This window comes from Streptomyces sp. NPDC046900, from assembly GCF_040644975.1.
GTDB lineage: Bacteria > Actinomycetota > Actinomycetes > Streptomycetales > Streptomycetaceae > Streptomyces.
Genome location: NZ_JBEYXD010000006.1, coordinates 39,696 through 62,026 on the forward strand (window position 1 = coordinate 39,696; position 22,331 = coordinate 62,026).

Consider the following 22,331-nt stretch of genomic DNA (forward strand, 5'->3'; position numbering starts at 1 on the left):
GGGTTCAGCAGGTGACGGGGACGGACGTCCGGGCGACGATCTGTTGGACCGTCACATCCGGTGCGGTCTCGACCAGTTCGAGGCCCCACGGGGTGACGTCCAGGACGCACAGGTCGGTGATGATCCGGTCCACGCACGCCCGCCCGGTCAGCGGCAGCGTGCACTCCTGAACGATCTTGGGACTTCCGTCCTTCGCGGTGTGGTCCATCAGCACGACGACACGGCGGGCTCCGTGGACGAGGTCCATCGCACCGCCCATGCCCTTGATCATCTTGCCGGGGACGGCCCAGTTCGCCAGGTCGCCGCGGGCCGAGACCTGGAGCGCGCCGAGGATGGCGGTGTCGATGTGGCCGCCGCGGATCATGCCGAAGGAGAGCGAGGAGTCGAAGAACGAGGCACCCGGACGTACGGTCACCGTCTCCTTGCCCGCGTTGATGAGGTCGGGGTCGACCTCGTCGGGCGCCGGGTAGGGGCCGACCCCGAGGAGACCGTTCTCCGAGTGCAGGACGACATCGACGTCCGGGGGCAGGAAGTCGGCCACCAGTGTGGGCAGTCCGATGCCGAGGTTGACGTAGTCGCCGTCCCGCAGCTCGCGCGCGGCCCGCGCCGCCATCTCCTGTCTGTTCCAGCTCACGGCGTACGCACCGCCTTCCACGAGGGCCACGAAGGACGCTGGTTCATCGTTCGCGCACCGTCCTCTTCTCGATGCCCTTCTCCGCCGCCTGCTCGGGCGTGAGCGCCACGACGCGCTGCACGAACACGCCGGGGAGGTGCACCTGGTCGGGATCGAGCACACCGGGCTCGACCAGTTCCTCCACCTCGGCCACGGTGATCCGGCCGGCCATCGCCGCGAGGGGGTTGAAGTTGCGGGCCGCGCGATGGAAGACCAGGTTGCCGTGCCGGTCGCCGCGGGCGGCCCTGACCAGGGCGTAGTCGGTGGTGATGGAGTGCTCCAGGACGTACTCCGCGCCGCCGAAGACACGCACCTCCTTGGGCGGCGAGGCAACGGCGACCGCCGCTCCCTGGGACTCCGTTCCCGAAGTGCCCGCGGGGGCGTACCGCCAGGGCAGTCCGCCCTCCTGGACCTGCGTACCCACGCCGGCCGGGGTGAAGAAGGCGGGAATGCCGCAACCTCCGGCGCGCAGCCGTTCCGCGAGGGTGCCCTGCGGGATCAGCTCGACCTCCAGTTCGCCCGCAAGGTACTGGCGCGCGAACTCCTTGTTGTCGCCGACGTAGGAGCCGGTGACCCGGGCGATACGGCCTGCGGCCAGCAGGATGCCGAGACCGCGGCCGTCCACACCGCAGTTGTTCGAGACCACATGGAGGTCGCGCGCCCCGCTCGCGTGCAGGGCGCCGATCAGGGTCTCCGGCACACCGCTGAGGCCGAAGCCGCCCACGGCGAACGACTGCCCGTCCGCCACGTCCGCCAAGGCCTCCTCGGCCGAGGCCACCTGCTTGTCCATGTCCGGTCCCTATCGCCCGAGTACCTGGCGGAGCGCGCCGAGCAGTTCCTCCCGGGCCGACTCCTCGGTCTCGGGGCCGGTGGCGCGGCGCCAGGCCACGTAGCCGTCGGGACGCACGAGCAGTACGCCGCCCTCGTCCATCTCCGCGACACGGCTCCATTCGCCGTACGCGTCACGGCAGCCGGCCTCGCCGATGCACACGAACCGCAGCGGCACGCCGAGTTCGTCCCGGCACGCCTCCGCCGCCGCCTCCCAGGAGCCGCCCGACAGACCGGTCAGCACGGTGAAGACGCCCTGGCCGACCACATCGAGCGTGGAGATCCGCTCCCCGCCGGATCCGACCAGCCATGCGTGCGGAAGCTTGGCGCCCGGACGGGTGGTGGGCCGGGCCACCAACTCCGGGTCGCCCGACCAGTGTTCGTCCGGTCCGCCGTCGGGCACGACCGCACCGGACGCATAACGCTGGTTGAACTCGACGCCGTGCGCGTTGAATTCGTAGTTCTTGAGCTGTACGGCCTCCTCGAGGAGGCGCCGCTTCTTGGCACCCTCGGGTGTGCCGTCCCGCAGCGCCGCCAGGCCTTCGGCGATGGTCTCCTCGTCGCTGCCGGCCCCGACGCCGAGCACGTCGAAGATGGGGCCGAACTGGTCACGGCTGAGGTTGGCCCGCTCCACGATCTGCCGCCCCACGGGGGCGCGTTCGGCCGTGTAGCTGTCGAGCAGCTCCGGCCCCGCCTCCCCGCGCACCACCATCGCGAGCTTCCACGCCAGGTTGTAGGCGTCCTGCACGGAGGTGTTGGAACCCAGGCCGTTGGACGGCGGGTGCCGGTGCACGGCGTCGCCTGCACAGAACACCCGACCGGACGAATACACCGTGGCGTAGCTGTGGTTCACGGTCCACAGCGAGGTCGACGTGATCTCCACCTGCAGCTCCGGGTCACCGACGAGGTCACGCACGATCCGGCGTGCCTCCTCCGCGTCCACGGACGGCGGCGGATGCTCGATGTCGTATCCCCACACCAGCAGCCACTCGTTCCACGGGCGGACCATACGGACCAGTCCCATGCCGATGCCGCCCGTCTCCGCGCCCGGCCTGAGCACCCAGTACAGGACGCTGGGCCGGTGGGCGCAGTACCTCTCCAGGTCGGCCTTGAAGACGATGTTCATGCTGCCGGCCTTGCCCATCTGCCCGTCGAAGGACAGTCCGAGCTGCTCGGCCACGGTGCTGCGTCCGCCGTCCGCGCCGACCAGGTAGCGGGCGCGCACGGTGAACTCGTCGCCGCGGACCCGGTCGCGCAGGAGCGCCGTGACGCCGTCCTCGTCCTGGGTGAAGCTCAGGAACTCGGTGTCGAAGCGGACCTTGGCGCCCCGCGCGGCCGCGTTGCTCACCAGGATCGGCTCCAGGTAGGTCTGCGGCAGATCGATCATCTCGCAGGGACTCTTGGACGTGTATTCGGTGAGCGAGTCCGGGCCCGTGCCCCAGCTGCGGATCCGGCCGATCTCCTCGCCGGCCAGGGCGGTGCACAGCACCGTGTCCCCCATGAGGTGCGACGGGCTGCCGGACGCTCGCGCCTCGGCCTCGACGCCGAGATCGCGCAGCACCTCCATGGTGCGCTGGTTGGTGATGTGGGCCCGCGGGGTGTTGGCCAGCCAGCCGTACTTCGTCACCAGCAGCGTGCGTATCCCGTACGTGGCCAGCAGCAGGGCGGCCGAGCCTCCGGCGGGGCCGCTGCCGACGACCAGGACGTCGGTGTCGTAGGTGTCCGTGCGTGTCATGGGGGCGCTCCTGGGTCAGCCGGCCAGCGGGGCGATGTGGAAGGTGTAGTCGAGCCGGCGCCACTCACCGTCGATGCGACGGCCGTCGGGAGTGGGGCCGGTGTGCGGCGTGAAGTCGACGACCAGTGCGTCCTTGACACCGAACACGGTGTCGCTGTCCAGGTAGTCGCCGCCGGCCACGAACAGCTGGGTGATGAGCCGCCGGTGACCGGCCGCGTCGATCATGAAATGGAGGTGGGGAGCCCGGTAGGGGTGACGGCCCACGGCGGCGAGCATCTGCCCGACCGGGCCGTCGTCGGGGATCGGGTAGGCGGACGGCAGGATCGACCAGAAGGTGATCCGGCCCTCGCCGTCGCTGCGCAGCCGGGCGCGGAGCACCGGCCCGTCCAGGTCGGGGAGTTGAACGTCGTAGAAGCCGTCCTCGTTGGACTGCCAGACGTCGACGACCGCGTCCTCGACGGGCTTGCCTGCCGTGTCCAGGATCCGCACGTCCACCCACAGCGGCGACCCGGGCAGGCCGCCGGAGATGTCGTTCCCCAGTGCGGTCTCCGGCGGGCCCTCCACGTAGAAGGGCCCGAGCACCGCGGACGGAGTGGTCTCGGGCGTACGGGAGTTGGTGAGCAGGTCGACGGCGCTCGAGACGCCGAGCGTGTCCGAGAGCAGCACGAACTCCTGACGGGTCGGGCCCGAGATCTGCCCGGTACGGGTGAGGAAGTCGATCGCGTACTGCCACTCGGAGTCGGTGAGGTCGTTGTCCTTCACGAAACCGTGGAGACGACGGACGAGATCGGTCAGCAGAACGCGCACGCGCGGATCCGGGGCCTCGGCGAAGCTGGCCACGACCTGGTCGGTGAGAAGCGCCAACGGGTCGCCGGCGGGGGCGGGTCCGCCGGTCGGACGGCGTCCGTGCCAGGCGTCCGACAGCAGCGCCGCGACGCCCTCGGCGGTCACCTCGCGCGGGTTCGGGTACGGGGTCGCGGCAGCAAGCTCAGCCGCGCGGGCCAGGCCCGACTCCGGCATGCCGAGGTCCCGCAGAGAGGTCGGGCCACCGAGGGAGGTCACCAGGTCGTGGACGCCGGAGGGGGCGTCCGCCGTGCCGAGGGCGTCGGCGATCCTGCGCATCACCTCGGGCACCGCGGGCGCGTTGTAGGCCATGGCGTGCGGCAGGACGACGGTGTGCGTCTCGGCGTGCGGCAGGTCGAAGCTGCCGCCGAGCGTGTGGCACAGCTTGTGGTGCAGGCCCATGCCGACGGTCGCGAGGCAGGTCCCCGCGAGCCACGCCGCGTGCAGCAGGTCGGCACGTGCTGCGGGATCGGCCGGATCGTCGGCGAGCCGGGGCAGGGCGCGGGCGATACGGGAGATCGCGTCCAGGGCCTGCTGGTCGGTGAGGGGGTTGGACTCGGCCGAGTACAGCGCCTCCACGGCGTGCGCGAGGGCGTTCACACCGCTCGTCACGGACAGCCCGAGGGGCAGGGTCGAGCTGAAGTTCACGTCGTAGACGACGGTCTCGGGCAGGATCGCCGCGGACGACTGCGTGACCTTGCGTCCGTCGCGCGTCTCGCCGAGTACGGGGGTCACCTCGGAGCCGGCGTACGTGGTGGGCAGGATCACCTGCGGCAGGTCCGTACGCAGGGCCAGCGCCTTCGACAGCCCGGTCGTCGAGCCGCCGCCCACGGCCACGAGACAGTCGGCGGACGCGTCCCGCAGAACCGCGAGCGCCTGCTCCGTGACCTCGACCGGAGTGTGCATCACCGCGCCGTCGAACTCCGCCACCACCAGGTCGCCGAGCGCCTCGCGCACCCGGGCGGAGGCGTCCGCCGGCACCCGGCTGGACAGCAGCAGTACCCGGGAGCAGCCGAGCCGCCCGACCTCCTCACGGAGTCTGTCGACGGTCCCGAATCCGAAGACGACCCGTGAGGACCGGGATGAATGAACGAACGTCCGCATTGAGTTCCGCCTCCGTGTGTGTCGGTGAGACGCACCGTGTGCTTGGCCATCGAGTGTGCGAGTTACGACTGGGTGAACGCCTGCACGATCGGCGCGTCGTCACTGCATGAAACGCGCACCGGAAGCGCCGACCCGGCCTCCGGGCCGGGGCGACACCGAGGTGGCACGCACACTGTGCACCCGGCGGTCACTCGTCGTCACCGCCGCGGGGCATGGCAGAGCCAGAAGTTGTACACGTCAGCATCGGCGCGCCCTGGAGACGAACCTCAGCGAGGCGCGCAGGCCACGAGCCCGGTGTGCATCGAGCTGATACGCCTTCGGCTCCCCGGTGGTCTACGTACACTGACGGGCATGGCATGCCGCATCAGTGAGCTGGTCATAGACGCCGCCGACCCCGAGCGGCTCGCCGCTTTCTGGAGCGAGGTCCTGGGCTTCGTCGAACTCGGCCGGGAGGACGACGGAAGCATCGAGATCGGGCCGCCCGACGCCGGCTTCGGCGGCCCACAGCCGACCCTCATCCTCAGCCCCAGCAGCGACCCGCGGGCCGGAAAGCTCCGACTGCACATCGACGTCAACGCCACCGACCGCGACCAGGACGCCGAGCTGGAGCGGCTGCTCGCTCTCGGTGCCAGGCCCGTCGACGTCGGCCAGACCGGCGCCGAGAACTGGCACGTCCTGGCCGACCCCGAAGGCAACGAGTTCTGCCTCCTGCACACCCGGCTCCAGCCCCTCTGACCGCGTGCGGCCAGGCGCCAGGCCGCTCGGCCGTCCGATTGAGGCCGGGAGTGTGCCTGTCAGCGCCCGAGCCTCGGCTCCAGCTCCGCACGCGCGGGGCACGGCACGGTGAGGTCCGGGCACGTGCGTGCCCGGACCCGTACCTTCTGCCCTGCGCTATGCGGCGAGTGCGTGGCCGGGGTGCAGTACCACCTTGGTGTAGCCCTCGACCCGCTTGTCGAACTTCTCGTACGCCTGAGGCGCCTGGTCCAGCGGCAGTTCGTGGGAGACCACGAAGCTCGGCTTGGCCCGTCCAGCGATGATCATGTCCCGCAGCTGGCGGTTGTACCGCTTGACGTTGCACTGGCCGGTGCCCATCTTCTGGCCCTTCTCGAACATCCTGCCGATGGAGACCAGGAGTTGGCCGTGCTTGGCGTGCTCGTCGGGTCCTCCGGGATCGGAGGGGACGTACAGACCCGGGACGCCCAGCCTGCCGGTCGCCCGTACCGTGTCGACGAGCGCGTTCAGGACGATGGCGGGCTCCTCGTGGCTGGCGTCGTGTGCCTGCGCCTGGTAGCCGACGGCGTCCACGCCCTTGTCGGTCCCTTCTCCGTCCGTCCGGGCCTTGATCTGCTCGGCGGGGTCGCCCTTGGTGAAGTCGATGGGTATGGCCCCGATCTCCTCCGCCTTGGCGAGCCGTTCGGGCACCCGGTCGACACAGAACACCTTGGACGCACCACGCAGCAGGGCCGAGTACGCGGCCATCAACCCCACCGGTCCGGCGCCGTACACGGCCACGCTCTCGCCCGGCGACACCTGGGCGAGCTCGCAGCCGTGGTAGCCGGTCGGGAAGATGTCGGCCAGCAGCACGAAGTCGGTCTCGAACTCTTCCCCGGGCGGCAGCTTCAGACAGTTGAAATCGGCGAAGGGCACCCGCAGATGCTCCGCCTGACCGCCCTTGTACGGGCCCATGGCCACGTAGCCGTAGGCTCCGCCGGCGAAACCGGGGTTGACCGTCAGGCAGAAGCCGGTCTCCCCGGCGAGGCAGTTCTTGCAGAACCCGCAGGCGACGTTGAAGGGCATCACGACACGGTCGCCCTTGGCCAGGGAGACGACACCCGGGCCGGTCTCCTCCACGATGCCGAGGTTCTCGTGCCCGAAGACGATGCCCGGCTCGGCCGCCGTACGGCCTTCGTACATGTGCAGGTCCGATCCGCAGATCGCGGACGATGTGACCCGTACGACCACGTCGCTCGGATGCTGGATCTGTGGGTCGTCGACGTCCCTCACGGCCACACTGAAGGGCTTCTCATAGACGACGGCTTTCACCTGGTCACCTCCGCGTCCATGCACTCGATGACGGCGGCGACGGGAGAGCCGGTACCGGGAGGGCGCCCACGGAGAAACGGGCCTCGGCCTGCGCCGTGGCCCCGGGTGGTCTCGCTTCACCGCCGGATTACTTCCAGGTAACGCCCGTGCGGCAGGGGCCGCAACCCGCGCCGAGGGCGCGCCGGCGGACCGCGTCGCAGGGGCTCGCACGGTCCACGGCGACGGGCGCGCGATGCGCTACGACGTCGGCGGCGGGAATGACCCGGCCCGGGACCTGGATCGCGGCGTACCCGCTTCACTTGTCGACGACGCTCACCGGGCGCCCGGTCCGGTCACCAGGCCCGGATCACCGGTCGCACATCACCCGGCCCCCAGTCACCAGACTCCGATCACCGGTCGCAGATCAACGGGCTCCCGGCCACCAGGCACGGATCACCGGTCGCACATCACCCGGCCCCCAGTCACCGGACTCCGATCACCGGTCGCAGATCAACGGGCTCCCGGTCATTAGGCCCGGATCACCGGCGGCCGGTCTTCGGGCTCCGGTCGACGCTCAGCCCAGCGCGGCCTCGTCGACGATCATGTCCGTGACAGCCTGGAGGCCCCCGTTCGCCAGCGCTCGGCGCTGCCGCTCGGCGCCCGTGCCCTCCCGCAGCAGACGCTGCACCACGGTGGTCACCTCAGGGGTGTCGCCGACGGCATCCAGCGCGGCGGAGACATGCTCCAGGAGTCCGTGCACCGCCTCGGCCGCCGGGCAGCGACAGCCATCGGGGCCGACCAGCTCCCCGCTCAGCCCGTAACGGGCCGCCTGCCACATGGCCACCTCCACCAGCTCCGGCTCCCATTCGGGCAGCGGGACGCCAGCGGTGGCCTCACGCATGAAGGTGTCGACCAGGGCGCGCACCAGACCGGCGAACATCACCGCGTCGTCGATGCGCAGCTGGATGTCCAGGCAGCGCACCTCCACCGTGGGGTACCGCTCGGACAGGCGGGCCTGCCAGTACAACTGACCGGTGTCACCGATCAGGCCCGCAGCCACCAGCCGCTGGATGCGCCGGTCGTAGTCGGTCTCATCCGCGAAGTGCGGTGGCACACCGCTGACCGGCCATCGGTCGAAGATGATCGTGCGCCAGCTCGCGAAGCCCGTGTCGTGCCCCTCCCACATGGGTGAGTTCGCCGCCATGGCCGTCAGCGTCGGCAGCCACAGCCGCAGCCGGTTGAGCACCTGCACACCCATGCTCCGGCTCGGTACCGCCACATGCACATGCATGCCATTGACCATCTGCTCGGCCACCAGTTGCGGCGCCTGCTGCTGCATGAGCCGATAGCGCTCCTTGTCGGTGACGGGTACCGGCAGACCCTCCGCCAGCGGCGGCGTGCCGCTGGCCAGCATCCGGCAGCCGTGCGCCTGTGCCGCCCCGGTCACCGCACTCCGCAGACGCAGCAGATGTCCCCGGACCTCCTCCAGGGTGTCGCATACGGGGGTGTCGACCTCCACCTGGGCGCGCAGCAGTTCGGAATGCACCTCATCGGCGGTCACGAACGGCGCCAGACCGGCCGAGGCCCGCACCTTCTCCCCCTGCGCCGCCAAACGACCGGTTTCCTGATCGATCAGCAAGTACTCCTCTTCGACCCCAACCGTCGCCATCGCTGTCCTTCCTGTGCCCGCCACTTCACATGCTGCAGCGGGGACCGGGTTCCGGCCCGGCGCCGCGCCGCCCTTCTGCCCACCCCCGGTCGGCTTCAGGCTGCGCAGGGCAAGTTCCGCGGCCAGGGCCGCTCAAACCTGATCCCGGGCGGGGCCGCCGAGCACGACCTCAGCGGTCAGGCGCGTCGCCGGGCTCTCCGACCTGCCCCTTCTTCGTCAATCGCGGCAACGTGTCCCGAGTGGCGGGGCATTGAAGCGGTCGGCCAAGGCGTCTCCAGGGCCCCCGGAACGCGCGGCGGACTCCGGCTCCCCCGGCGCGTCAACAGGTACTGCCCGGGTACCCGCGAGACGAAGGATCGCAGCAGGGAGGGACCCGATGAGCAGATCATCGATGAGGGCAGTGGGGTGGGCGCGCTCCCTGCCGCTGGACAGCGGGGTGAAGGCGGCACGTGACTGGGCTCGCCGGCACCTCGAGTCTCTGGGCTGGACCGAGCAGGCGCCGCAGACGGTGGACGCGGTCCTGCTGACCATCTCGGAACTGGTGACCAACGCCCACGTGCACGCACACAGTTCCGCGCAGCTCGTCCTGACGTGGGACACCCGCTGTCTGCACGTGGCCGTCCACGACGCCTCCCCCGAGCTGCCCGCACCCCGCCCGCCGAGCGAGGACCGCCTCGGCGGACGCGGCATGCTGCTCGTGGACGCGCTCGCCGACGAGTGGCAGGCCCGGCCCTGCCCCGACGGCAAAATCGTCGACGCGTGCTTCCGGCCGCCTGCTGCCGGCCGGCCGACCGACGAGTCCTCAGCGGCGGAGTAGACGAATTCCGCGAGCCGTACGCGGCGCACCAAGGAACGTGAGCCGGCCCGCCCGTGGGAGAGGGGCCGTGGCGGGGCGGCCGTACCTGAGCGGCGGGTGCGGGGACGCCGTGGGCTCACCGCCGGTCAGGCGTCCGCCGGGGCGGGCCGTCTGCGCAGGCGGCGCAGCATGCGGGCATTCTCGAATCCCACTTCGCGAGCGGCACTCTCCATGGTCGTGCCATGGCCCAGCAGGTGTTCGGCCCGTTCCAGCCGCAGGGTCTGCTGGTAGCGCAACGGCGTCAGCCCCTGGGTGGCACGGCCGAACCGGCGAGTGAGCGTACGGGAGCTGACACCGGCGTACGACGCCAGCGCGGCCAGCGGCAGCTGCTCGGCGAAGCGCTCGTCGATCAGGTCCTGGACGCGGTGCACGGCGTCGTCCAGGTGGGCCCGGTGCCGGAGCATGGCGCTGGACTGGGACTCATGGCCGTTGCGGCGGGTGTGGACGACCATCTCCCGGGCGACGCGGGCGGCGAGCGCCGGACCGTGCCGCACCGCGACCAGGTGCAGGGCGAGGTCGATTCCACTGGCGATACCGGCCGAGGTCACCACCCGGTCGTCCGTGGTGAACAGGACGTCCCGTACGACGATCGCCCCCGGGTAGCGGGCCGCCAGCTCGTCCTGCACATCGTGGTGGGTGGTGCAGCGGCGCCCGTCCAGCAGCCCCGCCCGGCCGAGTGCCTCCGCCCCGGCGCACACGCTGGCGACCGTGCCGCCGGCGGCGTGGTGGGTGCGCAGCCGCCGCAGCACGTCGTCGCCGATCGCCGGGCCGTCGCGCAGAGTGGGCCCGCGCCAGCCCGGCACCACGACGAGGTCGTCGGCGCGCAGCCCGGGCCACTCGGTGGCCGCGAGCAGCGGCAGTCCCTGGGCGCTCGGGACCTGCACGCACTCGCCCACGTAGGCGAGCTCGTACGGCCGTCCCAGTTGCGCCACCGTGCTGAAGACCTGGGCGGGGCCGGCCAGGTCGAGCAGGTGCACTCCCGGCAGCAGGACGAAGACGACCCGGGTCACGCGCCGGCCGCCTCCGCCTCCAGTTCGGCCACTGTGGCGATGCGGGCGAACCGGTCGCGGAGGACCGCCACGGTGCGTTCGATGATCGCGGCGGGACTCAGCTCGCCGATCGGATGGGTGGCGGTGGCGTCGGTCACGAACACCATGCGGTAGCCGAGGTCGCTGCCGACCCGGGTGGTGGTCTCGACGCACTGCTCGGTGCGGATGCCGCACACGCGCAGCTCGCGGATGCCCGCCTCGGTGAGGAACTGCTGGAGATTGGTGGTGGTGAAGGCGTTGTGCGACGTCTTGTGGAGCACCGGTTCGCCCGGCCGCGGCCCGTCCAGCTCCTGAAACAGGCGGACGTGGCCCGAGGCCGCGTCGAAGACGCCTTCCGAGCCGGGCTCGGTGTGCAGCACCCAGACGACCGGTTCGCCGGCGGCGCGGGCCAGCGCGACCAGCCGGTTGACCCGCTCGGCGATCTTCGGGTCGGAGATCCGGTCCCACAGCGGGTGGGCCCGGAACGACTCCTGGACATCGATGACGATCAGTGCGCGATTCATGGCACTGATTCTGACCTGGCGGCACGCGCCGGGCGCAGACCCGATCAGGGCCCGTGGCGGACCGATCCGGTCACACACTGCCGCGACCGCCTGGCCTGTCGGTGACGGTTCCCACCCCCCGGCCTGTGGTTCTGGCCACAATCCGGTCCCCAGAGGGGTCCGTGGTGACGGCGGTCACCACGCGATGAAGTCGATTTGTCTACGTTCGCAGTTCCGCGTCCCCTTCCATGCGAACTGCGGAGGCTTGCTCCCCGATGCCCCACGGACTGTTCCCCACGCCGCGCCCTGATGTCGCGACCAGGCGACGGGTCAAGCGCGTCGTCGCCTGCGCGGGCGTGCTCCTGGCGTCGGCGACGGCGCTCTTCTCGGCCGGCGCCCTCGACCCGTCACCGGCGACGGCGGCCACGTCCCCGGTTCAGGACGGCACCGCGCCCGCGCGGTCGGCGCCGGTGCAGCCCCAGGGCAGCACCCCGCAGCAGCCCCAGCAGCCCCAGCAGCCGCAGAACAAGGCCCGGGTGACGGCCGCGGTGTACGGCCTGGACGGCGGCGGCAAGCAACCCGCCCTCTCCGGCCAGGACACGCCCTACGACACCGCGAGCATCGTGAAGGTCGACATCCTCGCCGCCGTGCTGCTTCAGGCACAGGACGCCGGCCGGCCTCTCACCGCGCAGGAGGACGGCCTTGCGCGCGCGATGATCCAGCACAGCGACAACGCCTCCGCCGACGCTCTGTGGCGTGAGATCGGCCAGGCGCCGGGGCTGGCGGCCGCCAACAAGCGACTGGGGCTGACCTCGACGCAGGGCGGCGCCGGGTTCCTGTGGGGGCTCACCCGGACGACGGCAAGTGATCAGATACGGCTGCTGCGCGCGGTCTTCGAGTCCGGCCCCTCGGCCCAGGCGGGCTCCCGGGCACTCCACGAGCCGGCGCGCGGCTACATCAGGACGCTGATGACCCGCATAGCGGCCGATCAGTCCTGGGGCGTGTCGGCGGTGGCCGGCAACGGCTGGGCATTGAAGAACGGCTGGCTTCAGCGCACTACGACCGGGCTGTGGGACATCAACAGCATCGGAGAGGTCTCGAAGAACGGTCACCACTATCTGGTGGCGGTCCTGTCGGACGGCAACCCGACGATGCAGGACGGCGTTTCGCTCGTGGAGCGCACCGCGCAGGCAGCCGTGTCCTCGGCGTCCGCGCACTGACAGGACACCGTCGGCACGAGGAAATGGGTGGGGGCCCGGTTCAGTGAACCGGGCCCCCACCCATTTCCGTCAGGCGCGGCGACCGCCCACCCTCACCAGCGGTACCAGCGACCCCTGCGTCCACCACCGGCGGGCCGGACGACGAAGCCCAGCAGCCACACCACCAGCACGATGACCGCGATCCACCACAGGGCCTTCAGTGCGAAGCCGGCACCGAAGAGGATCAGGGCGAGCAACAGAACCAGAAGAAGGGGCACCATAGTTATCAACCTCCGTCGCTCCGGGTGCCCCCGAAGTGGGGGCACAAGCGCTCGATCAGCGATGTTTCTTCACGGACCCTGCGGGAACACTTTTCAGTTTCTCCAAGATCCCGAGGGCCGCGGAAACCCTTGGTCCGGCTGGGGACTTGCCGGAGACCTCCGAGGGCGGCGAGCGAGCCACGGTCGGCTCGCCCGCCGTTGCCGCGCAGACCCGGCATGGTGCAGGTGGTGTCCGGCAGACGGATGCGTCAGGTGTGCAGCGCCTGGCGCAGGGCCTCGGTGGCCTGCGCGACCGCTGCCTTGGCCGCCTCGCTGTCGGCGAGCCCGTTGAGCATCACGAAGTCGTGAATGATGCGCGGGTAGTCGGTGTACGTGACGGACACGCCCGCGTCGCGCAGCTTGTCCGCGTACTCCCGGCCCTGGTCGTGCAGTACGTCACTGTCCGTGATGACCAGCGCCTGGGGCAGATCGCGCAGTTGGTCGGCGGTGGCACGCAGGGGCGAGGCGGTGGGCTGGGTGCGCACGGCGGTGTCGGGGGCGTACTGGTCCCAGAACCACTTCATGCCCGCGGCGGTGAGCCAGCAGCCGGTGGCGAACTGCTGGTACGAGGGGGAGTCGAACGATGCGTCGGTGACCGGGTAGAACAGCACCTGCTGGGCGAGCTTGGGTCCGCCGCGCTCCTTGGCCATCATGGTGACGGCGGCGGTCATGTTGCCGCCGACGCTGTCGCCGGCCACGGCCAGCCGGGAGCCGTCGACATTGATCTCGTTACCGTGTTCGGCGACCCACTGGGTGGCGGCGTAGGCCTGCTCGTTGGCGACCGGGTACTTCGCTTCGGGTGACCGGGTGTAGTTGACGAAGATCACCGCGGCCTTGGCGCCGTTGGCTATCTGCCGCACCAGCCGGTCGTGGGTGGAGGCGTCGCCGAGCACCCAGCCGCCGCCGTGGAAGTACATCACCGCCGGCAGCTTCCCGGTCGCGCCCTTCGGCCGGACTATGCGTATCGAGACCGTGCCGGTGGGGCCACCCGGTATGTCGCGCGTGGTGATGTCGGCGGGGAGCTTGTGCACCGGGTAGGCGGCCTGGAGGTCCAGGAGCGACGTGCGGGCGGCGTCGGGCGTCAGGTCCTGGATCGGCGGGCCGCCCGCCGCGGCGAGCTTGTCGAGGAACGCCTGGGCGGTCGGCTCGAGCGTCACTGGGGGATCGCCGCAGGGCGCCTTGGGGGCAGCGGCGGCGGCCGGAGTGGCGAGGGCCGGGACGGCGGCGAACGTGGCGGCGGCGACCAGCGCCGTGATGCCGGACAGGCACCTGCGCGGTGAGCGGGAGCGTCGGGTGGCGCTCATGGATGTCCTCCTTTCGAGGGGCACTTCCCCATGAGCGTTGCTGCGTTCGGCGTCAACCGGCCCGCCGGGCTGATCCGAAAGGGTGGTGGGGTGCGCCCGCCCAGGTGGACGGCGCAGGGGTGCCGTTTGAAGCGGCCGACGCCACCGAGGACGACCCGGCAGAGGGATCGGCGCCCCCCGAGGGTCTCGGGACAGGGCGGTCCCCGCCTGCCGGCACCGGCGTGCGGGCACCGGTCACGCATGCCGTCCGCGTCCCCACGGCGCACGGGAAATCTGCGACCGGGCGCACCGTGTCCGTGACCTGTCCGCTGTGATTGTCGGTGAATCTCACTGGCGGAGCCGCGCGCCGACGTTGAGGATCGCGGCATGCAGATCTTCCTGGAGACCGAACGGCTTGTGCTGCGCCCGTTCACCGACGCCGACGCCGATCACCTCTTCGCGCTCGACAACGACCCCGACGTCATGCACTTCATCAACGGCGGCAAGCCGGCCAGTCGCGAGGCGATCCGGACGCGGACACTGCCGCACCTGCTCCGTGACTACGCGGGCCTCGGGACCCGCGGCTACTGGGCCGCCGAGGAGAGGACGACCGGCGCGTTTCTGGGCTGGTTCGAGTTCCGCCCCCTGGACGACCTCGGCCCCGCCGTGGTCGAACTCGGCTATCGGCTCAACAGGACGGCGTGGGGCAGGGGTTACGCCACAGAGGGATCGCGGGCCCTGATCGACAAAGGCTTCACGGATCTTGGAGTGGAACGCGTCACCGCGAACACCATGGCGGTCAACGACCGGTCCCGGCGGGTGATGGAGAAGTCAGGGCTGACGTTCCTGCGGAACTTCACCGGGGACTGGCCCGACCCGATCGAAGGTTCCGAACACGGCGAAGTCGAGTACGAGATCACCCGCAGCGACTGGGAGAGCCGCCGGCAACCGTGAACTCCCCCGGCTCGCCGCACGGGCGGCGGGCCGGTTCGGGCCGTCACATGTCGGCGACCGCGCCCGAGAGCCGGAAGGACGAGCCGCCGGAACCGGTGCCGGCCACCGTGTTTTGCCCTCGCTGAGAGTGGAACCCGGAAGCCCGTGCTCACACCGCACGCGCACCGAGGGAGTGCCGCATATGCAGCCAGTGACCAAAGGCCTGCTGGCGGGGGCAGCCGGAAACCACCGCTCTGAACCTGACCAGCTATGCCGACATGCTGCTCCGGGGCCGGCCGTCCAGCGACACGCCGGCCCAGGTCGCGGACCGCCTCGTCGGCCGCACCGGTGTCGACCTCGGGGACGGCGAAACGAAGTCCCATCGTGAGCAGGCCGTCGGCGTGCTCCTCGGATACGTCACCGGCCTCGGCGTCGGGGCGGCGTACGGGCTGATGCGGCGCGACGGCGGTCCGCCGTCCGTCTGGGCGGCAGGACCGCTGCTCGGCGCTGGGGCCATGGCGGGGAGCGACCACCCGGCAGCGGCGTTGGGGGTGACCGACCCGGCCACCTGGGACCTGACCTCCTGGGCGTCCGACGTGGTACCGCATCTCGTCTGTGGCTTCACCGCTGCCGGCGTGTACCGAGCGCTGTGCTGAGCGATGGCACGGCCCGGCCGATGCGCATGCTTGTACGCACTCGGGGTACGGGGAGGCCCGGACCCTGCCGGCCGCGGCCGGCCGGACCGTCGTACGCGACGAACCTCAGCCTCTGGCACAAGGGGACGCGATCCGGCGGCGGCGCCGAGGATACCGGGTCAGCGACGCCCTCAGCAGCGGTACTTCGGCAGGACGGTGGAAGTGACGGGCCCCGAGGGACACCGGCACCGGGTCGCGGTGGCACCTGCCGGCCGGGCGCCGGCGACGCGTGAGGGAGAGGGAGGTTCGGGCATGGCCCAGGGCAGCGCCGCGGAGGTCGGCGGAGCGGACGAGAAAGCGGTGCGCGGCAACTTGCTGTTCGGTCCTGAACCCGACGTGGCGCGGGCGTCCGGGTATCCGGACGCCCCACCGCGCATGGGCTTCTTCACCGACACCTCCGTGTGCATCGGCTGCAAGGCGTGCGAGGTCGCCTGCAAGGAGTGGAACTCCGTACCCGAGGACGGCCTCGAACTGACCGGTATGTCCTACGACAACACCCAGGGCCTCGGCGCCGACACCTGGCGGCATGTGGCGTTCATCGAGCAACGCAAGCCGCTCGGCGGCCAGGAACCCGGTGTCGGACACCAGGACCTGGACGTCTTCGACGCCGCCCGGCACCTTGGCACCTCCCCGTCGTCCCCCGGCCCCGGCGCCACCGTGCCCCCGCCCGGCTCCGCGCCCGCGGGCGCACCGAGCGGAGCCGTCTCGCCCGTGTCACCGGACGGACGCACCGAACTTCGCTGGCTGATGGCCTCGGACGTGTGCAAGCACTGCACACACGCGGCCTGCCTGGACGTGTGCCCCACCGGGTCGCTGTTCCGCACCGAGTTCGGCACGGTGGTCGTCCAGGAGGACATCTGCAACGGCTGCGGCTACTGCGTGCCCGCCTGCCCGTACGGCGTCATCGACCAGCGGCGCGAGGACGGGCGGGCCTGGAAGTGCACCCTGTGCTACGACCGGCTCGGGACAGGGATGGAGCCGGCCTGTGCGAAGTCCTGCCCGACCGAATCCATCCAGTTCGGGCCGCTCGACGAGCTGCGCGAACGCGCCAATGCCCGCGTCGCCCAGCTTCATGCGACCGGCATCACCGACGCGCGCCTGTACGGCGAGGATCCCGAGGACGGTGTCGGCGGTGACGGCGCGTTCTTCCTGCTGCTGGACGAGCCCGAGGTCTACGGGCTGCCGCCGGACCCGGTCGTGACCACTCGCGATCTGCCCGCCATGTGGCGGCACGCGGCGGCGGCAGCCGTGTCGCTGGCCGCACTCGCAGCCGTCGGGTTCGTCAGGAGGCCGCGATGACAGGTTCGGACGTCACCCGCGACGGTGTGGAAGGGGCCCGCCCCGGACGCGACGCCCTCACCGGAGCGCACACCGGTCGCCGTCGTCGCCGCCGCGGCGAGCAACCCATGGTGCCCGACGCGCAGTTCTCCTCCTACTACGGCAAACCGATCCTCAACAAGCCGACGTGGAAGCCCCTCGACATCGCGGGCTATCTCTACCTCGGCGGTCTCGCCGGGGCCTCCTCTCTGCTGGCCGCCGGAGGACACGCCACGGGACGCCCGGCCCTGGCCCGGACGGCGAAGTTGGGGGCGGCCGGCGCCATCTCGCTGTCGCTGGCCGCACTGGTGCACGACCTCGGCAGGCCCGCCCGCTTCGTCAACATGCTCCGCGTCTTCAAGCCCACCTCCCCGATGAGCGTGGGATCGTGGCTGCTCGCCGGCTACGCACCCCTTGCGATGACCGCCGCGGCGACCCATGTCGTCAACCGGTACCGCATCATCGGCGCCGTCTCCACGGCGGGCGCCGCCGCCCTCGGACCGGCCGTCGCCACCTACACCGCCGTGCTCATCACCGACACCGCGGTGCCTTCCTGGCACGAGGGCTATCGCGAAATGCCGTTCGTCTTCGCGGGTTCCGCCGCGAGCGCCGCGGCCGGACTTGCGCTGGCCTGTTCGCCGGCGCAACAGGCACGGCCGGCTCACCGCATGGCGGTACTGGGGGCTGCTCTGGAGCTGGGCGCCTTCCGGCTGATGAAGCGACGCCTCGGGCTTGCCGCCGAACCGTATGAGCGGGGAAGGCCGCACATCCTGCTGCGCTCGGCCGAGGCCCTGACGGCAGGCGGTGCCGTCATGGCGGCGTTCGCGAGCCGGCGGGGAACCCGGTGGCCGGCCGCGGCGGCGGGTGCGGCCCTGCTGGCCGGCTCGGCGGCCCTGCGCTTCGCCGTCTTCCACGCCGGAGTGGCCTCCGCCGAGGACCCCAAGTACACCGTCGTCCCGCAGCGGGACCGGTTGAAGGCGCGCGAGGGGTGACCGCACCGCCACGGCCGTCCGCGGCTTCAGGCAGATCCCAGTTGCCCGGCGAGGTCGACCATGTCGGCGGCCACCCGGTCGGCGGAGTGCAGGGCGGCCGGGTAGGGCTCGGGAGTCCGCCGGAGCCAGGCGGCGGACAGCCCCGCCCGCACCGCACCGTCGAGGTCCCATGGATGCACGGAGACCAGCATGGCCTCGCCGGCCTCGACCGCCATGGCACCGAGCGCGTGGGCGTAGGCGCTCGGCGCGGGCTTCCAGCGGCCCGGGGCGCGGACGTCGAGGTGCATCTCGAAGCAGTCGGCGAGCCCGGCCCGCTCCACCACCGCCCGGGTCGTACCGGCCGAACCGTTCGTCAAGGTCACCAGACGGAGCCCGGCCTCGTGAAGGGCGCGTACGCCTTCGGGGACGTCCGGGTGCACGGGCAACTCGGGCAGCGCGTCCAGCACGTGGTCCACGGCCGCCCCGGGGTCCGGGCCGCCGGGCCGTTGCCGGGCCAGCAGGGTGCGCAGCACGTCCCGGGCCACATCGGTGAAGGAGACGCTGCCGCCCGCCAGCGACACCGCGATGCCGTCGCGCAGCACGCTGACGAACCACACCGGCAGCAGGTCGCCGGGCAGACCGATGTCCGCGAGGCGGGCCGCGAGCGGGCCCATGTCGGTGAGGGTTTCGTTGACGTCGAAGACCACGACGGACGGACGGCCGTCAGGGGACATGCAGATCACCGCCCGGCACCCGGACCACGAGGGCGTCCGCCACCATCCGATCACTCCCGTTCGCACTGTTCGAACCAAGGCCACCTGGACAATACGGGCACAGTCCATGAGTCCGCGTGCTGACACACCGCCGACCGCAGTGCCCCCGCAGCGGTGGTCCACTCCTCATAGGCCGACGATGTACCGGTTTCGCCCGACCCCGGCCGGGTACCCAGCGGTGGCACCGAGAATCGGGACCTTCGGGAGCAGGCAGGACACCTCGTCGGGCCGCGCCCCACCGGCCGGGCGGACGAGCACGAACGGCGGACCCGTACCGAGCACCACCGAAAGGGCCAAGGACATGGGCGTACGCACATGGATCGACTCCTGGCCGGTCTACCGCCAGCTCAAGGGAACGGATCCCCTGGGCCGCGGAGCCGCCGCCAAGAGCGGTGCCGGCACGCGGGTCACCGCACGGACGGCCACCGCGGACCGCGTGGTCAAGTCGGTCTGCCCGTACTGCGCCGTCGGCTGCGGCCAGAACGTGTACGTCCAGGAGGGGCGGGTCACACAGATCGAGGGTGACCCCGACTCCCCCATCTCCCGTGGCCGTCTGTGTCCCAAGGGCGCGGCGAGCCTTCAGCTGACCACGGGTTCCGCCCGCGAGCACCAGGTCCTGTACCGGCGCCCGCACGGCACCGAGTGGGAACGTCTCGACCTCGACACGGCGATGGACATGATCGCCGACCGGGTGATCGAGGCACGCCGGACCGGCTGGGAGTGGGAGGTCGACAACCTCCGAACCCGGCGGACGCTCGGCATCGCCAGCCTCGGCGGGGCCACCCTGGACAACGAAGAGAACTACCTGCTCAAGAAGCTGTTCACCGCCCTGGGTGCCATTCAGATCGAGAACCAGGCACGTGTTTGACACTCCTCCACGGTTCCCAGTCTGGGAACCTCGTTCGGGCGCGGCGGCGCGACCACCTTCCAGCAGGACCTGCAGAACTCCGACTGCATCGTCATCCAGGGCTCGAACATGGCCGAGTGCCATCCGGTCGGGTTCCAGTGGGTGATGGAGGCCAAGGCCCGCGGAGCGAAGGTGATCCACGTCGACCCGCGGTTCACCCGCACCAGCGCCCTGGCCGATGTGCACGTGCCGCTGCGCGCGGGTTCGGACATCGCCTTCCTCGGCGGGATCATCAACTACGTCCTGGAGAACGACAAGTACTTCCGCGACTACGTGGTCGCCTACACCAACGCGCCCGTCGTGCTGCGCGAGGACTTCCGCGACACCGAGGACCTCGACGGAGTCTTCTCGGGTCTCGACCCCGACAGCCGCAGCTACGACAACGGCACCTGGCAGTACGCGGGCACGGAGATGCAGGCGGCTTCGGGTGAGCGTGACCTGGAGTACGACAAGCGCACCGAGGGCGGCAGGTCCCTCGCCGAGGCAGCGCGTGGCGAGGCCCACGGCTCGGGCGGCGCCGACATCGGTGAGGGCGAATCGGAGCGCGACGAGACCCTGACCCATCCGCGCTGCGTCTTCCAGGTCCTCAAGCGGCACTACGCCCGCTACACCCCGGAGATGGTCGAGGAGATCTGCGGTGTGCCGCAGGACGTGTTCCGGCAGGTCTGCGAACTGATGACGGAGAACTCCGGACGCGAGCGGACCACCGCCATCGCCTATGCGGTCGGCTGGACGCAGCACACCGTGGGGGTCCAGTACATCCGTGCGGCCTGTGTCCTGCAGGGCCTGCTCGGCAACATCGGCCGGCCCGGCGGCGGCATCCTCGCCCTGCGCGGACACGCCTCCATCCAGGGCTCCACCGACATCCCCACCTTGTTCAACCTGCTGCCGGGGTACATCCCGATGCCGCACGCGCACCAGAACGAGGACCTCGACACGTTCGTGCGGGCCGAGGCCGCGCGCAAGGGGTACTGGGGCAACATGCGCGCCTATCTGGTGAGCCTCCTCAAGGCGTACTGGGGCGACGCCGCGACCCCCGACAACGACTTCTGCTTCGACTACCTGCCGCGGCTGACGGGCAGCCACTCCACCTACGAGACGGTCACGGCCCAGCTGGAGGGCACCTGCAAGGGCTACTTCCTCATGGGGGAGAATCCCGCGGTCGGTTCGGCCAACGCCAAGATGCAGCGGCTGGGCATGGCCAACCTGGACTGGCTCGTCGTACGCGACTTCTCCCTGATCGAGTCGGCCACCTGGTGGAAGGACGGCCCGGAGATCGAGACCGGAGAGCTGCGCACCGAGGACATCCGCACCGAGGTGTTCTTCCTGCCGGCCGCCGCGCACACCGAGAAGGACGGCAGCTTCACCAACACCCAGCGCCTGTTGCAGTGGCACCACCAGGCCGTCGAGCCGCCCGGCGCATCCCGCAGCGACCTGTGGTTCACCTTCCACCTCGGGCGCATCGTCCGGGAGAAGCTCGCCGCCTCCACCGATCCGATGGACCGGCCCGTACTCGATCTGACCTGGGACTACCCCACCAAGGGCAAGTACGCCGAACCGGAGGCGGAGGCGGTCCTCGCCGAGATCAACGGCCACGACGGCGACGGCGACCCGCTCGCGTCCTACGAACAGCTCAAGGCCGACGGTTCCACCGCCTGCGGGTGCTGGATCTACTGCGGGGTGTACGCCGACGGCGTCAACCAGGCGGCCCGCCGCAAGCCGGGCAAGGAGCAGAACTGGGTCGCGGCGGAGTGGGCCTGGGCATGGCCCGCCAATCGCCGGATCCTGTACAACCGTGCCTCCGCCGACCCGGACGGCAAGCCCTGGAGCGAACGCAAGGCACTGGTGTGGTGGGACGAGGGGCAGTCGCAGTGGGCCGGCCACGACGTCCCCGACTTCACGAAGGACAAGTCACCCGGCTACCGGCCGCCCGAAGACGCGACCGGCCCGGAGGCGCTCTCGGGCACCGACCCGTTCATCATGCAGGCGGACGGCAAAGCGTGGCTGTACGTGCCGGCGGGCCTCACCGACGGTCCCCTGCCCACCCACTACGAGCCGCAGGAGTCTCCCTTCTCGAACCTTCTGTACGGTCAGCAGCGCAATCCGGTACGGCAGTTGCGGCCGACGCACCCCGGCAACCGCTACCAGCCCAGCGGTGGCGAACCCGGATCGGAGGTGTTCCCCTATGTCGCCACCACCTACCGGCTCACCGAGCACCATACCGCGGGCGGCATGTCCCGTTGGCAGCCCTACCTGGCCGAACTGCAGCCGGAGTTCTTCTGCGAGGTGTCGCCGGAACTCGCCGCGGAGCGCGGGCTGGAACACACCGGCTGGGCGACGATCGTCAGCGCCCGCAACGTGATCGAGGCCCGGGTACTGGTCACCGACCGGATTGCGCCCCTGACGGTCCAGGGGCGGACCCTGCACCAGGTCGGGCTTCCCTATCACTGGGGGCCGAACGGTTACACCACAGGGGACGCGGCCAACGAACTGCTTCACTTGGCCCTCGACCCCAACACCCATATCCAGGAGTCCAAGGCCTTCGCGTGCGACATCCGGCCGGGACGCCGCCCAAGGGGCCCGGCCGCCGTCGAGTTCGTGCGCGCCTACCAGGCGCGGGCGGGCATCGGGGAACGCACCGGCACGGAGATCTGACCCACGGGGGGCCGGCC

19 protein-coding genes are annotated in these 22,331 nt (G+C 71.0%); 8 read left to right on the top strand and 11 right to left on the bottom strand.

All coding sequences use genetic code 11. The features are described from left to right. Positions 1-4: 4 nt before the first annotated feature. From ABZ904_RS08330 to ABZ904_RS08345, 4 genes are read right to left on the bottom strand one after another with little or no spacing between them, the layout of a single operon-like run. Positions 5-634, bottom strand: a complete 630-nt coding sequence (locus ABZ904_RS08330) for a CoA transferase subunit B (protein WP_359392760.1) — start codon at positions 632-634, stop codon at positions 5-7. 43 nt (positions 635-677) lie between these two features. Further along, positions 678-1,463 carry a CoA transferase subunit A gene (locus ABZ904_RS08335; protein ID WP_359392758.1) on the bottom strand — a complete coding sequence of 262 codons (786 nt, stop codon included), beginning with the start codon at positions 1,461-1,463 and terminating at the stop codon, positions 678-680. A 9-nt stretch (positions 1,464-1,472) separates the two neighbouring features. Beyond that, positions 1,473-3,236 (bottom strand): FAD-dependent monooxygenase, encoded by a 1,764-nt coding sequence (locus ABZ904_RS08340; RefSeq protein ID WP_359392756.1) that lies wholly within the window; start codon positions 3,234-3,236, stop codon positions 1,473-1,475. A 15-nt stretch (positions 3,237-3,251) separates the two neighbouring features. Further along, the gene (locus tag ABZ904_RS08345) at positions 3,252-5,183 is read right to left on the bottom strand and encodes a maleylacetate reductase and hydroxyquinol 1,2-dioxygenase domain-containing protein (protein WP_360997295.1); all 1,932 of its coding nucleotides are present in this window, start codon (positions 5,181-5,183) and stop codon (positions 3,252-3,254) included. Positions 5,184-5,534: 351 nt separating this feature from the next. Here ABZ904_RS08345 and ABZ904_RS08350 point away from each other — a divergent pair, with 351 nt between their 5' ends. Beyond that, complete coding sequence (locus tag ABZ904_RS08350) at positions 5,535-5,918, top strand: VOC family protein (RefSeq protein WP_360997297.1); 384 nt, start codon at positions 5,535-5,537, stop codon at positions 5,916-5,918. Between the two features lie 156 nt (positions 5,919-6,074). Here ABZ904_RS08350 and ABZ904_RS08355 read toward each other — a convergent pair whose 3' ends face one another. Further along, positions 6,075-7,226, bottom strand: a complete 1,152-nt coding sequence (locus ABZ904_RS08355) for a glutathione-independent formaldehyde dehydrogenase (protein ID WP_360997299.1) — start codon at positions 7,224-7,226, stop codon at positions 6,075-6,077. Positions 7,227-7,779: 553 nt separating this feature from the next. Beyond that, positions 7,780-8,874: a glutamate--cysteine ligase gene (locus ABZ904_RS08360; protein ID WP_359392748.1), complete on the bottom strand. Its 1,095-nt coding sequence runs from the start codon at positions 8,872-8,874 to the stop codon at positions 7,780-7,782. 376 nt (positions 8,875-9,250) lie between these two features. Between ABZ904_RS08360 and ABZ904_RS08365 the strand changes: the two genes are divergently transcribed. Further along, positions 9,251-9,691 (top strand): ATP-binding protein, encoded by a 441-nt coding sequence (locus tag ABZ904_RS08365; RefSeq protein ID WP_359392746.1) that lies wholly within the window; start codon positions 9,251-9,253, stop codon positions 9,689-9,691. Positions 9,692-9,816: 125 nt separating this feature from the next. Here the strand turns inward: ABZ904_RS08365 and ABZ904_RS08370 are convergent, their stop codons facing one another. Then, positions 9,817-10,740: a DJ-1/PfpI family protein gene (locus ABZ904_RS08370; protein ID WP_359392743.1), complete on the bottom strand. Its 924-nt coding sequence runs from the start codon at positions 10,738-10,740 to the stop codon at positions 9,817-9,819. Then, positions 10,737-11,282, bottom strand: coding sequence for an isochorismatase family protein (locus ABZ904_RS08375; protein ID WP_359392740.1), 546 nt, complete (start codon positions 11,280-11,282; stop codon positions 10,737-10,739). The genes ABZ904_RS08370 and ABZ904_RS08375 overlap by 4 nt, the downstream gene beginning before the upstream one ends. A 254-nt stretch (positions 11,283-11,536) precedes the next feature. On the opposite strand from ABZ904_RS08375, the gene ABZ904_RS08380 reads away from it, so the two are divergent. Further along, positions 11,537-12,481 (top strand): serine hydrolase, encoded by a 945-nt coding sequence (locus ABZ904_RS08380; RefSeq protein ID WP_361821940.1) that lies wholly within the window; start codon positions 11,537-11,539, stop codon positions 12,479-12,481. Positions 12,482-12,573: 92 nt separating this feature from the next. On the opposite strand, the gene ABZ904_RS08385 is transcribed toward ABZ904_RS08380, so the two are convergent. Both ABZ904_RS08385 and ABZ904_RS08390 read right to left on the bottom strand, forming a co-directional pair. Then, positions 12,574-12,741, bottom strand: coding sequence for a hydrophobic protein (locus tag ABZ904_RS08385; protein ID WP_359392734.1), 168 nt, complete (start codon positions 12,739-12,741; stop codon positions 12,574-12,576). Positions 12,742-12,989: 248 nt separating this feature from the next. After that, on the bottom strand, positions 12,990-14,084 hold the full coding sequence (locus ABZ904_RS08390) for an alpha/beta hydrolase (RefSeq protein WP_359392732.1): 1,095 nt from the start codon (positions 14,082-14,084) through the stop codon (positions 12,990-12,992). 366 nt (positions 14,085-14,450) lie between these two features. Between ABZ904_RS08390 and ABZ904_RS08395 the strand changes: the two genes are divergently transcribed. The 4 genes from ABZ904_RS08395 to nrfD all read left to right on the top strand — a co-directional run bounded on the left by ABZ904_RS08395 (position 14,451) and on the right by nrfD (position 18,000). Beyond that, positions 14,451-15,017: a GNAT family N-acetyltransferase gene (locus ABZ904_RS08395; protein ID WP_360997306.1), complete on the top strand. Its 567-nt coding sequence runs from the start codon at positions 14,451-14,453 to the stop codon at positions 15,015-15,017. Between the two features lie 257 nt (positions 15,018-15,274). Then, the gene (locus ABZ904_RS08400; RefSeq protein ID WP_360997308.1) at positions 15,275-15,652 is read left to right on the top strand and encodes a hypothetical protein; all 378 of its coding nucleotides are present in this window, start codon (positions 15,275-15,277) and stop codon (positions 15,650-15,652) included. Between the two features lie 291 nt (positions 15,653-15,943). Continuing rightward, on the top strand, positions 15,944-16,990 hold the full coding sequence (locus ABZ904_RS08405; protein WP_360997310.1) for a 4Fe-4S dicluster domain-containing protein: 1,047 nt from the start codon (positions 15,944-15,946) through the stop codon (positions 16,988-16,990). Further along, positions 16,987-18,000, top strand: coding sequence for an NrfD/PsrC family molybdoenzyme membrane anchor subunit (nrfD, locus tag ABZ904_RS08410; protein ID WP_360997312.1), 1,014 nt, complete (start codon positions 16,987-16,989; stop codon positions 17,998-18,000). Before ABZ904_RS08405 ends, nrfD begins: the two co-directional genes overlap by 4 nt. 26 nt (positions 18,001-18,026) lie before the next feature. Here the strand turns inward: nrfD and ABZ904_RS08415 are convergent, their stop codons facing one another. Further along, positions 18,027-18,713, bottom strand: a complete 687-nt coding sequence (locus ABZ904_RS08415) for a haloacid dehalogenase type II (RefSeq protein ID WP_359392721.1) — start codon at positions 18,711-18,713, stop codon at positions 18,027-18,029. Between the two features lie 340 nt (positions 18,714-19,053). On the opposite strand from ABZ904_RS08415, the gene fdh reads away from it, so the two are divergent. Further along, positions 19,054-22,314: a formate dehydrogenase gene (gene fdh / locus ABZ904_RS08420; protein WP_360997315.1), complete on the top strand. Its 3,261-nt coding sequence runs from the start codon at positions 19,054-19,056 to the stop codon at positions 22,312-22,314. The last annotated feature ends 17 nt before the right edge of the window (positions 22,315-22,331 follow it).

Excerpts from the sequence above, each read along its gene's own strand:
- ABZ904_RS08335 (WP_359392758.1), bottom strand. The coding sequence starts at position 1,463 with ATGGACAAGCAGGTGGCCTCGGCCGAGGAGGCCTTGGCGGACGTGGCG.
- ABZ904_RS08340 (WP_359392756.1), bottom strand. The coding sequence starts at position 3,236 with ATGACACGCACGGACACCTACGACACCGACGTCCTGGTCGTCGGCAGC.
- ABZ904_RS08345 (WP_360997295.1), bottom strand. The coding sequence starts at position 5,183 with ATGCGGACGTTCGTTCATTCATCCCGGTCCTCACGGGTCGTCTTCGGA.
- ABZ904_RS08350 (WP_360997297.1), top strand. The coding sequence starts at position 5,535 with ATGGCATGCCGCATCAGTGAGCTGGTCATAGACGCCGCCGACCCCGAG.
- ABZ904_RS08360 (WP_359392748.1), bottom strand. The coding sequence starts at position 8,874 with ATGGCGACGGTTGGGGTCGAAGAGGAGTACTTGCTGATCGATCAGGAA.
- ABZ904_RS08365 (WP_359392746.1), top strand. The coding sequence starts at position 9,251 with ATGAGCAGATCATCGATGAGGGCAGTGGGGTGGGCGCGCTCCCTGCCG.
- ABZ904_RS08375 (WP_359392740.1), bottom strand. The coding sequence starts at position 11,282 with ATGAATCGCGCACTGATCGTCATCGATGTCCAGGAGTCGTTCCGGGCC.
- ABZ904_RS08380 (WP_361821940.1), top strand. The coding sequence starts at position 11,537 with ATGCCCCACGGACTGTTCCCCACGCCGCGCCCTGATGTCGCGACCAGG.
- ABZ904_RS08385 (WP_359392734.1), bottom strand. The coding sequence starts at position 12,741 with ATGGTGCCCCTTCTTCTGGTTCTGTTGCTCGCCCTGATCCTCTTCGGT.
- ABZ904_RS08390 (WP_359392732.1), bottom strand. The coding sequence starts at position 14,084 with ATGAGCGCCACCCGACGCTCCCGCTCACCGCGCAGGTGCCTGTCCGGC.
- ABZ904_RS08395 (WP_360997306.1), top strand. The coding sequence starts at position 14,451 with ATGCAGATCTTCCTGGAGACCGAACGGCTTGTGCTGCGCCCGTTCACC.
- ABZ904_RS08400 (WP_360997308.1), top strand. The coding sequence starts at position 15,275 with ATGCTGCTCCGGGGCCGGCCGTCCAGCGACACGCCGGCCCAGGTCGCG.
- ABZ904_RS08405 (WP_360997310.1), top strand. The coding sequence starts at position 15,944 with ATGGCCCAGGGCAGCGCCGCGGAGGTCGGCGGAGCGGACGAGAAAGCG.
- nrfD (WP_360997312.1), top strand. The coding sequence starts at position 16,987 with ATGACAGGTTCGGACGTCACCCGCGACGGTGTGGAAGGGGCCCGCCCC.
- ABZ904_RS08415 (WP_359392721.1), bottom strand. The coding sequence starts at position 18,713 with ATGTCCCCTGACGGCCGTCCGTCCGTCGTGGTCTTCGACGTCAACGAA.